This window comes from Janthinobacterium rivuli (genome assembly GCF_009208735.1).
Classification (GTDB): domain Bacteria; phylum Pseudomonadota; class Gammaproteobacteria; order Burkholderiales; family Burkholderiaceae_D; genus Janthinobacterium.
Genome location: NZ_WFLJ01000012.1, coordinates 43,096 through 53,439, shown reverse-complemented (window position 1 = coordinate 53,439; position 10,344 = coordinate 43,096). Strand labels below are relative to the sequence as shown.

9 protein-coding genes are annotated in these 10,344 nt (G+C 64.2%); all 9 read right to left on the bottom strand.

All coding sequences use genetic code 11. The annotated features are described in order from the left end of the window. Positions 1–39: 39 nt before the first annotated feature. Positions 40–762, bottom strand: a complete 723-nt coding sequence (locus GCN78_RS17240) for a transposase (RefSeq protein ID WP_152252787.1) — start codon at positions 760–762, stop codon at positions 40–42. A gap of 156 nt (positions 763–918) precedes the next feature. Further along, positions 919–1,599: a response regulator transcription factor gene (locus tag GCN78_RS17235; protein WP_034753797.1), complete on the bottom strand. Its 681-nt coding sequence runs from the start codon at positions 1,597–1,599 to the stop codon at positions 919–921. 136 nt (positions 1,600–1,735) lie between these two features. Beyond that, on the bottom strand, positions 1,736–2,863 hold the full coding sequence (locus GCN78_RS17230) for a PAS domain-containing sensor histidine kinase (protein WP_152252786.1): 1,128 nt from the start codon (positions 2,861–2,863) through the stop codon (positions 1,736–1,738). Positions 2,864–2,912: 49 nt separating this feature from the next. After that, positions 2,913–6,017: a DEAD/DEAH box helicase gene (locus GCN78_RS17225; RefSeq protein ID WP_152252785.1), complete on the bottom strand. Its 3,105-nt coding sequence runs from the start codon at positions 6,015–6,017 to the stop codon at positions 2,913–2,915. A 209-nt stretch (positions 6,018–6,226) separates the two neighbouring features. Further along, the gene (locus tag GCN78_RS17220) at positions 6,227–6,718 is read right to left on the bottom strand and encodes a YbjN domain-containing protein (protein ID WP_226939683.1); all 492 of its coding nucleotides are present in this window, start codon (positions 6,716–6,718) and stop codon (positions 6,227–6,229) included. A gap of 29 nt (positions 6,719–6,747) precedes the next feature. After that, positions 6,748–7,416 carry a hypothetical protein gene (locus GCN78_RS17215; protein ID WP_152252783.1) on the bottom strand — a complete coding sequence of 223 codons (669 nt, stop codon included), beginning with the start codon at positions 7,414–7,416 and terminating at the stop codon, positions 6,748–6,750. Positions 7,417–7,425: 9 nt separating this feature from the next. Then, complete coding sequence (locus GCN78_RS17210; RefSeq protein WP_152252782.1) at positions 7,426–9,159, bottom strand: putative porin; 1,734 nt, start codon at positions 9,157–9,159, stop codon at positions 7,426–7,428. A 37-nt stretch (positions 9,160–9,196) separates the two neighbouring features. Next, entirely contained in the window at positions 9,197–9,913 is a 717-nt protein-coding gene (locus GCN78_RS17205) for an energy transducer TonB family protein (protein WP_226939682.1), read from the bottom strand. A 10-nt stretch (positions 9,914–9,923) separates the two neighbouring features. Next, the gene (locus GCN78_RS17200) at positions 9,924–10,334 is read right to left on the bottom strand and encodes an ExbD/TolR family protein (RefSeq protein WP_034753784.1); all 411 of its coding nucleotides are present in this window, start codon (positions 10,332–10,334) and stop codon (positions 9,924–9,926) included. Between the last annotated feature and the right edge of the window lie 10 nt (positions 10,335–10,344).

Here is a 10,344-nt window from a genome sequence, read left to right as displayed (position 1 = left end):
CGATTTCAATAAAGGCGCGGAAAGGAACCATTTTTTGTTTTAGCTGCCAATACTTTTCACGGCGTCCGCTGCGGCGACGATTTTGCGGGGACGGCCCCGCTTGGCAGGCAGCACTTGCCGCTGCATTTTCTGCTCCAGCGCCTGCTTGAACGCGTCGGAACCCAGCGGCCAGCCCTTCAACACGGCCTGTTCCACCACCTTCACCTGGCTGCTGCCCAGGCCTTGCTCGAACAGGCGCAGATACGCCGCCTCGCGGTCGAACGGCGTGTTGCCCAGCGCCCAGTACAGCGCATGGTCGGTGATGACGGGATCGGGCCGCACGCCGGCATGGTGGGCATAGCTGGACCAGCTGTAATCGAGCGCCTGGCCCGCCAGGCCCGTTTGCACGGGCACGCACTCCAGATAGCGGCAGCAGGTGAGGAAGAAATTGTCGGGATCGATGACGGAAGTTTTGTAGCGTCCCTGCCACAAGGCACCTTCGCGGCCGTATTTCTGGTTGAAATACGGCACGTAATAGCGCCCCAGCCACTGCATCAGCTGCCCCAGGCCCGTCGCATCGGCCGGCGTGGCCAATAAATGTAGCTGATCCGGCAACAAAACATAGGCGTGGATGGCCACCTTGAACATTTTCGCGCCCGTTTTCAGCCAGGACAAGCATTGCGCGTAGTCGGCCGCATCCTGGAACACGGGCTGGCGGTTGCTGCCGCGCTGGATCACGTAATGGGGCAGTGCAGGGATAATGAGACGGGGCAGACGGGCCATGGCAGAATCGGTCAAAAGAAGGCTAAGGCCTTGATTTTACACACTTGCGCGCGCAAGAAACGACTCTGACCCCGTTTTATTTGAAATCGTAAAAAAAGCGGTTGACTCTGTCCCTTTTTATGCAACCACCCGTGTGCGGGTGGCTGGCGCCGGGTATCAGGACAGGTTGAAACTGGCCGACAGGCTGTAACCCTCGCCATACGCACTGCGCAGCGGCAAGTCCTGGCCCAGGCCCGTCTTGGCTTTCTTGCGCAGGCGATACACGAGCATGTCGACCCGGCGGCCCGCATCGGGGTCTTCGCCGCCCATGCCGGCCACGATGACGTCGCGCGGCACGGGGCGGGTGTTGATGGTGAGCAGGTGCAGGAAGTTGAATTCCTTTTCCGTCAGGGCGATGACGGCCCCCATCAATTCAAGTTGGCGAGCGCTCACTTTCAAGGTCCATTTGCCCGGCTCGGGCACGGGGTCTTGCGGCCCGACGCGGCGGTCGAGCGCCTCGATGTGGGCGGCCAGTTCGGGGAATTTGATCGGCTTGGTCAGATAGTGGTCGGCGCCCAGGCGCAAACCGAGGATGCGGCTGTCGAAGGCGACGCGCCCCGTCAGCACCAGCACGCCAATTTGCGGATACAGCTGGCGCATGCGGGGGATGACGTTGAAGCCGTCCTCATCGGGCAGGCCCAGGTCCAGCACGACCACGCCAACATTGCCATGGCTCAACGCCGTCCACATCCCGCCAGCGGAGCTGGTGATATGAACTTCGTGTTCGAGCTCAACGAGAAACTCCGCCATGTCTTCGGCGTAGTCCAGATTGTCTTCGACGATCAGTATTTTCGTCATTGCAACGCCATTCTTCCGTTAGTGAGCTACCGTGGGCAAACCATGCCATTCACTTCTGCACCATGATGGACGGCACAATAGGTTTACGTCAAGGAATTATCACGGTTGCCTTCAGCGGAAGCAACTTTTTTCTAGTCTAGCCAGGAAGCGGCAGCCAAATGCGGAAAAGCGCCCCGCCTTCGGGCAGATTATGCCCCTGCAAACTCCCGCCATGCACGTCCACCACGGCGCGCGCCATGTACAGGCCCAGGCCCGCGCCCGGATGCGTGGCATAGCTTCCACGGAAACCTTTACCGAACAATTGCGCCACTTCGTCCTCCCGCAAGCCGGGCCCCGCATCGCGCACGCACAGCGCCACGCCGCCCTCGGGCACCAGCCTGGCCGACACGGTGATGGGACTGCCCGGCGGGCTGAACTTGACGGCGTTGTCCAGCAGGATTTTCAGGCACAGGGCCATGCCGGGCACGTCGCAGCGCAGCCGGGCCGGCAAGTCCTCGTCCAGCTCCAGCTGCACGCGGTGGCTGTCCGGCACGGTGGCGGCCGCCTGCTGCAGCAAGGCCAGCGGCGCGATGCCGTCGGCGGCCCGCTCCCGGCCGATGGCCGCCATGCGCTCGGGCGACAGGTAATCGTCGATCATGCCCAACAGGCGGTCGACGGCCGTCTGGATTTTCACGTAGCGCTTGCGCGTGGCCTCGTCCGCCTCGGTGGACGTCGAGACGAGACGCTGGATGGCGCCGTCGATGGTGGCCAGCGGCGTGCGGAATTCATGCGACAGCATCGAGGCGAAGCGCTTCTGCTCCTTTTCCCGCTCCGCTTCCTGCGCGTGGGCGGCGCTGACGTCGCGCACCGTGCCCGCCACGGTGATACCCCGTCCCGCCGCGGCGGGCACGATGGTGGAATGGATTTCCAGCGCCAGCAGGCGGCCGTCGGCATGCGCCAGCTCCACTTCGCGCAACAGGGTCAAGCGGCTGGCGTCGCCGTCACGCCAGCGCTGCAGCCGGGCCGGCACGTCCGCCGCCAGTTGCGCCGCATGCGCGCGCAAGGCGGCCAGATCGTGGCCCGTCAGGCGCTGCGCGGCAGGGCTGATGTAGAGCAATTCGAGGGTGGTGGCGTCGAGCAGGAAGGCCGCGTCGCGGCCATGCTCGGCCAGCAGGCGGAATTGCGCTTCGCCCGCCCGCGCGCGCAGCAGGGCGCGGCGCAACTGGACGAAACGCAGCGCCATGAGGATGACGCCGGCAAGCAGCAGGAGGAGAAAGGGCAGCATGCGTTATACCTGGCGAGAAAGAATCGCCAAGTATAAGCGCGCGGCAGCGTCAATCTTCCAGCGGAGCGAAAATCTGCTGCAAGTCTTCCTGCGTGAGGGCCATCTTTTGCGATTCGCCTTCCGCCAGGATCGATTGCGCCAGCTCCGATTTCTTTTGCTGCAGCAGCTGGATTTTTTCTTCCAGCGTGCCCTTCGCGATCAATTTGTAGACGAACACGGGCTTGTCCTGGCCGATGCGCCAGGCGCGGTCCGTGGCCTGGTTTTCCGCCGCAGGGTTCCACCACGGGTCGTAGTGGATGACTGTGTCGGCCGCCGTCAGGTTCAGGCCCACGCCGCCCGCCTTCAGGCTGATCAGGAAGATCGGCACGGCGCCCTGCTGGAAGGCTGCCACTTGCGCGCCGCGGTCCTTCGTTTCGCCCGTCAGCAAGGCATATGGGATGTCGCGCGACTCCAGCTCTTCCTCGATCAATTCCAGCATGCTGGTAAATTGCGAGAAGACGAGAATCTTGCGCCCTTCGTCGAGCAAGTCTTCCACCATCTGCATCAGGTCGAGCAGCTTGGCCGAACCGGCCGACTGCTTCTTCGCCGGCAAGGATTTCACGAGGCGCGGGTCGCAACACACCTGGCGCAGTTTCAGCAGCGCTTCGAGGATGACGATCTGGCTGCGCGCCACGCCCTTCTTGTCGATTTCTTCGCGTACTTTTTGATCCATCGCCAGGCGCACGGTTTCATACAGGTCGCGCTGCGGCCCCGTCAATTCCACCTTGCGCACCATTTCCGTTTTCGGCGGCAATTCCTTGGCCACATTGTCCTTCGTGCGGCGCAGCAGGAAAGGCTTGATGCGGCGGTTCAAGAGCATGCGGCGCAGCGGGTCGTCCTGGCGCTCGATCGGATGGCGGAACTGGGTGTTGAACGTCTTTTCGTCGCCAAGCAAGCCCGGTAGCAGGAAGTGGAATTGCGACCACAGCTCGCCCAGGTGATTTTCCAGCGGGGTGCCGGACAGGCACAGGCGGTGGCGCGCGCGCAGCAGGCCCGCGCTTTGCGCCGCCTTGCTGCGCGTATTCTTGATGTAGTGCGATTCGTCGAGGATGACGAGGTGGAAATCGTGCTCGCGCAAGGTTTCCTCGTCGCGCGGCAGCAGCGCATACGTCGTCAGCACCAGGTCGCACTGGTCGATCTGGTCGAATTGCTGGGCGCGGTCCTTGCCTTGCAGCAGCAGCACTTTCAGGCTGGGCGCGAACTTGGCCGCCTCGTCCTGCCAGTTGCCCATCAAACTCGTCGGTGCAATCACCAGGGCCGGATGCGTGAGGCGTCCCGCTTCCTTTTCCACCAGGATATGCGCCAGGGTTTGCACGGTCTTGCCGAGGCCCATGTCATCGGCCAGGATCCCCGCCAGGTCGTGGTCGCGCAGGAATTGCATCCACGCCAGGCCATCGGCCTGGTAATCGCGCAGGGTGGCCTGCAAGCCGGCTGGCGCCGCCACTTTTTGCACGGAGCCGAACTGGCTCAGCTTGCGGCCCATGGCGCGCAGCTGCTCGCCGCCCGTCCACTGCATCTCCAGGCCGCGCGCCAGCTCTTCCAGGCGCGCCGCATCCAGGGTCGACATGCGCACGGCATGTTTGATCTTGTCGCTGAAATACAGTTCCCCCAAGGTGTTGAGGATGGGGCGCACCCGGCCCCACGGCAGGGCCACGCGCGTGCCGTCTGGCAAGGTCGCCAGCATCTGGTCATCGTCCGCATGCGCTTCGATGACTTTCGGGTTGAAATCGTTGGGCGCGTTGCGGATCAGCTGCACCAGCACGGGCAGCAGCGACACGCGCTCATGGTTGACGACGATGCCCAGTTCCAGCTCGAACCAGGCGTTGCCGCTGTCCGGGTCCTGGTCGTCGATCTCCGCGTACCAGTCGCCCACGTCGCTCACGTCGTAGCGGTACTTGGCCGTCTTTTCCACGATCCAGCCCTGCTCCAGCAAGGCATCGATACCGGACTCGGCAAAACGCAGCCATTCGGCCTGCGAAGGCAGCAGCAGCGCACCCTTCAAGCCGCTCAAGGGGGCGGAGCCCGGCTTCTTGAATTGCAGCTCGGCCAAGGTGGCCAGCGCGCGCGCCTCGTCGACCGTGTTTCTCTGGATAATTTCCGTCACCTCGCCCACTTGCCGCACGACGCGCTGCGACGGGTCGAACGAGACGCGCTCGCCATCGTAGTCGTAGGACAGCACGGCGAAGTCGCTCCAGCGCTGCGCGCTGCCATCGGCCAGCATGGCGCTGTCGAGCAGCAAGACCGGTTGCGCCGGCACGTCCTTGCGCAAGCGCTGCGGCAACGGTTGCGGCAGCGGCATCAAGTGCTGCAAGCCCTGCGCCAGCAGCAGTTGCGACACGCGCACCTTGTCGTTCGCGTTCAACGGCGGCGCCTGCGCCACCAGCGCCTGCAGATCGGCGAGGGAAATGTCGGAGCCGCCTTGGTTCAGTTCCAGCACGCCGCACGACAGATTGTCGATGTACCACGGCGGATCGGTGGGCAGCATGTAGTCGATCTGGTCGGCGCCATGGTGCTTCGCGCCTTCCGGCGGGTCCACTTGCCAGCCCAGGCGCATGGTCTTGCCTTCGTCGCGCCAGAACAGGCGCGCGGGACGCACGGGGCCTTCCTTCAACGGATACACGAGACCATTGCCGACGTCGGCCCAGGAATTGGCCCACAATAATTTATCCTGCTCGGCCAGCATTTTCAGCAGGGCCGCGCCCACCTTGCCCTTCGGCTCCGTGGCGCTGCCCGTCTGCGAATTCTGCCCGCTGCGCATGGCCACGAAGAAACGCACGAGGTCTTCGTCGGCCGGCGTCAGGAACGTGGGCGGCGCCGACAGCAGGGAAAAGATTTCGCTGATGGGAGAAGCGGCGGCCACGTCGCCATTCGGCCGCAGCCGCGCCTTGTACAGGCACAGTGCCACGTGGCGGCCACCGCTGGTGGGCGCCAGCACGTAGATCAAACGATGCTGGTTGAGTTTGGGATCGGGCTCGGCTATCGTCAGCACGGCCTTCGGATGGGCGGCAGCCTCCACCCGCTGCAGCCAGGTGGCGACGGCATACGGCAAAGGCGCTCCCGGCGCGCTGGCCGGGGCAACTGGGGTTTCACTGGTTTCGTCGCGGGTAAAATCCATGGGGCGCATTTTTGTGTAAAGGTCGTATCCAAATCGGCAACAGGCAATATTATCCGCCATACAGGCGTTGCTGGCTTGATTCACACACGCTCTTTGAGCAGTTTTCATGCGCGATGCCTAAAAAATAAGTATTTAATACGACACTTGGGACCCGCAGACGGCAAAAAAGGCCCGTCATGGGCCTTTTTTCACCGCCTTTGGCCCGCTTGTCAGGCCGGCACAGTTTCTTCTTCTGCCACGCTGGCGGCCTCGACCACCGGTGCGGTGCTCGTATCGGCCGGCGTAAAGTTGCGCAAAAACAAGAAGAACTGGCCCATCATCTGCGTCCACAGTTGCAGATTGATATTCAGGTACTCGCGGCTGACGCCACCGGCGACCAGCACATCCATTTCCAGCACGACAAAATCGCCATGCTGGGCCACGCGGGCGAAACGCTTGCTGCGGTGCCATTCGGCCAGCAAGCCGGCCGGCAAGTCGCCGCCCTGCACGCGCAGCGGGCAGCTCAGGGTCAGGTCCGCGTACTGGCCAGGCGCTGCTTCATTGCCCCACAACACCTGAAAGCCGATGCCATGGCTGGCGCTATGCAGGCGCACGACGCCGTCGTGTTCGATGCTGGTCACGGCACAGCCGGCCGCCTTGATGGCCTCGGCCGTTTGTTCCGCATTCAGGGTGGTCAACAAGTCGATATTCGTGTGTTCCATCGTCATTCCATTCAGTTCAAAAAGTAAAATTATTGGGGGGCCGGCGCGGGAGCGGCCGGTGTGTCACTGGTTTGACGCGCATCAAAGCGGCCCTGGTACAGCTGGTCGCCGTACTGCTGCGCGATTTGCTCGAGTTTCACTCTGCTTTGCGCGGCGAACGGCTGGCGCGCCTTCATGACGTCCAGCACATTCAGCGACTCGTACGCTTGCAGGATTTCCTGCCCGGTCGCATACAGCTTGGCATTCTTGCTTTCGCAGCGCGCCAGGGCGCCCCGCTGGGCCGTCACTTCGCCGTCGAGGCGCGCGCGCTCCGCCGCCAGTTGCTTGCCCGTCGCGGCCAGCTGTTCGCTGGCCTGGCGCAATTGCGCCAGGTTGGCGGACGCCTCTTGCGCGGCGGCGGCGCCGCGCTGTTGCTCGGCAGCCAGTTTTTCCCGTTGCGCGCGCTCCTGCGCCAGTTGCGACTGGCTGCGCGCCAGCTCCTTTTTCAAGCCATCGCTGGCGGGCGCGGCGACTGGTGCGCCCTTGGCTTTGAGTAATTCCAGCTCGCCGCGCGTCTGCTGCAGCTGCGCCGTGACATTGCGCAATTCGGCGCGCAGGCGCTCCTCCATGCTCTGGCCCTTCTGTCCCTGCGCCTGGGCGGTGCCGGCCAGCAGCATCAGCAGCAAAACCGGCAAGCGCGTTTTGTTGAAAATCAACATCATGGCTCCTTAGAAACGCGCGTTCAATTCGATTTGCAGGGTGTCGATCGACAGCGCCGAACCGAACACTTCGCGGCTCGACGTCCAGCGGCCATTGAGCCAGGTATTCTTGTCGAGCGCATACGCGCCGCCCAGGTAATACCCGCGCGCATTCGTGCCGCCCAGGTGGAAGGTGGAATCGTTGTAAGCGTCAGGCAAGGCATCCGGTTCGATGCGCTTGTAGCCGAGTAAAACGTTCCAGTCGCCGCGCGCCGCCGGGCTCGCCTTGCCCAGGGTCGCCTGCAGCATGTAGGCGTTGCCGCCGCTCCTGAAATCGGCTTGCGAGACGCCGCCCGTGCCGCCGAAGTTGTTCATGATGCCGCCCTTGGCGCGCGCCCACATTTCGTTCTTGTCGTAGGCCATGTTGCGCACATAATCGCCTTCGATGCGCAAGTCCGTGCCGCCGGCCACCCTGCTATCCCAGCGCGCATTCAGGTTGGCCAGGCGGAATTTCGACGCCAGGCCCACGAATTGCGGCTGCGGCGTGTTCGCCGGGTCCAGCGGGTTCAGGGCGATATTGCGCAGCAACATCAAGCTATTGCCCTTTTGCATGCTCGACGGACGCGACCAGTCCGTGCTGCAGCCATCGGCACCCGCGTACAGCGCGCACGGCTGCGAATACTCGCCGCTGATGTTGCGGAAGTTGTAGTAGGCCAGGGCGCCGCGCAATTGGTGGTCGCTATTGATCTTCCACGAGGCGCCCACTTGCGCGCCCAGCAGCCATTTGTTTTCGCTGGACATTTTTGCCTGGCTGCGGCTCGGCGCATTGTCGGACGAATACTCGAGCGGAATCAGGCCCAGCGTGCCGAACACGGTGACGTCCTTGGCCGCGCCGACCGGCTGCTGCACCTTGGCGGCGATGCCGTCGAAATTGAGTTCGCTGGAAAACAGTTCGTCGCCGGAAACGAAGGGATTGTCGAAGCGGCCCGCCGTCAGTTTCAGCCAGGAAGCCGGCTGGTACGACAGCCAGGCCTGATCCAGCCAGATGTTTTTCTTGCCCAGGCCGCCGCCGAGGGTTTGCGTGGTGGACACCGGGCTGTCGTCGTTGCCGCTGGCCAGGCGGATGCCCGCTTGCGTGCTGTCGGAAATGTCGGCCAGGATGCCCAGGCGGGCGCGCGCGCGCAGCAAGTGCTTGCGGTCTTCGCGCGTGTTCAGCAGCGCCGGCAGGGCCAGGTTGGTGTTCGAATTGACGTCGTAGCCGCTGCCGTTGTTGAGCGAGCGCCAGTCGATCTCGATATTGCTGTTGGCCATGTCGTAATAGCGCGATTCGTAGCGCGCGCGCACATCGCCTTCGACGCGGATGCGCTTGGTCCAGGCCGGCGTCTCATTCGGCGCCGCCCAGCCGCCCGCCTTCGCCTCGGCCAGCACTTGACCCTTAATTTCGTCGCGGATCTGTTCGCGCACGGTGTGCGAAATGTAGGGCACGCGCACGTCGCCCGGCTGTACCTGCGCCAGGGCCGCCGGCGCGGCGGCCGGACGGGCTTGCGCTTGCGCCAGCGCTTCGCTCTGCGCCTGCGCCAGCAAGGCTTCGCCGGCATCCTTGTTGAGGGCGCCGCTCTGCATCAGGCCGCGAATCAGCTTGACCATGGTGCTGTCGGCCGGCGCTTGCGCTTGCACGGCGCCTGCGGCCACGCTCAGGGCCAGGGCAGCGAGCGCCAGCGGAAGGCGGCGCAGGCGCTGTGGGGAAGAAAATAAGGAATTCATTGTTTCTCTCGAAAAAAATTAATATGAGTTGGGGGCGCTATGGCCGGCGGCCCTTGATCGACACGCGGGCCGGGAAACGCAGCGACGCCGGTGGCCGCTCATCGGCGCGGAAGTCGCGCACCATGGCCAGCACTTGCTCATCCGTCTGCGCATTGCCCGTGCCTTGCACCAGCTGCACCTTCGTCGTCTTGCCTTCCGTATCGAGCCACAGGTCGACGCGGATATCGCTGAACGCCAGCTGGCGCGTGCGCGGGTCGCGGGCAAAGGCCAGCTGCAGCGCGTTGGCCACATAGCGGCCATACGATCCCGCGCCGAGGCCGCCGCCACCACCGCCGCCCGTCATGCCGCCGCCGCGTCCGGCCTGGATGCCGAAGGCGTCGCTGCCGGCCTGCGCCGCGCCATCGATGGTGACGGGGTCGCCCTTGTCCGGCGACGGGCTTTCCGGCGCGTCATCCATGGGCTTGTCGGCCGGCGTCGGTTCCGGCTCCGACACTTCCGGCACCACCTTGTCGGGCGTCGGTTCCGGCAGTTTTTCCGGTTCCGGCGGCGGTGGCGGCGGGGGTGGCAGCATCAGCATCGGCGGGGCCGCCACTTCACGCTTGGTGGCCGCCGTGTCCGACAGCAAATACCAGACCAGCGCGGCCAGCGCGCCGGCCAGCAGCACGCCGCCGGCTACGCCGCCCCAGCGGCGCCACCACTGCGCCGCGCCCGACGATTCCGAGGCGGCCATCTTCATCATGTCGTCACGCTTCACCTTGCGCTCCTCATGCCGGCTTGCCGGTCACCAGGCCCACCTGGTTCAGGTCGATCCGGCGCAGCAAGTCGAGCACTTCGACCACTTTCGCGTATTGCACGGCGGCGTCACCGCGCACGATCACGGGGAAGTCGGGCGTCAGGGCCTTTTCCGTGCGCAGGCGCTCTTCCAGCTCGGGCAGGGTGACGGGATAGGCATCGAGGAAGACCTGGCCCGCGTTGTCGATGGTGATGGCCTTGGTCTTCGGTTTTTCCAGCGCCATGGCCGAGCTGGCCTTGGGCAGGTCGACCTTGATGCCGGGAATGCTGGCATTGCTGGTCAAGATGAAGATCACCAGCACCACCAGCAGCACGTCGACGAAGGGCGTGATGTTGATGCCGCCGCTACGCTTGCGGGGGGTAAACTTGGCGGAGGTGGCCATGGTTATGCGC

What these genes read in the sequence shown, in the direction of transcription:
- GCN78_RS17240 (WP_152252787.1), bottom strand. Translation starts at nt 762, where the DNA reads ATGGCCCGTCTGCCCCGTCTCATTATCCCTGCACTGCCCCATTACGTG.
- GCN78_RS17235 (WP_034753797.1), bottom strand. Translation starts at nt 1,599, where the DNA reads ATGACGAAAATACTGATCGTCGAAGACAATCTGGACTACGCCGAAGAC.
- GCN78_RS17230 (WP_152252786.1), bottom strand. Translation starts at nt 2,863, where the DNA reads ATGCTGCCCTTTCTCCTCCTGCTGCTTGCCGGCGTCATCCTCATGGCG.
- GCN78_RS17225 (WP_152252785.1), bottom strand. Translation starts at nt 6,017, where the DNA reads ATGGATTTTACCCGCGACGAAACCAGTGAAACCCCAGTTGCCCCGGCC.
- GCN78_RS17220 (WP_226939683.1), bottom strand. Translation starts at nt 6,718, where the DNA reads ATGGAACACACGAATATCGACTTGTTGACCACCCTGAATGCGGAACAA.
- GCN78_RS17215 (WP_152252783.1), bottom strand. Translation starts at nt 7,416, where the DNA reads ATGTTGATTTTCAACAAAACGCGCTTGCCGGTTTTGCTGCTGATGCTG.
- GCN78_RS17210 (WP_152252782.1), bottom strand. Translation starts at nt 9,159, where the DNA reads ATGAATTCCTTATTTTCTTCCCCACAGCGCCTGCGCCGCCTTCCGCTG.
- GCN78_RS17200 (WP_034753784.1), bottom strand. Translation starts at nt 10,334, where the DNA reads ATGGCCACCTCCGCCAAGTTTACCCCCCGCAAGCGTAGCGGCGGCATC.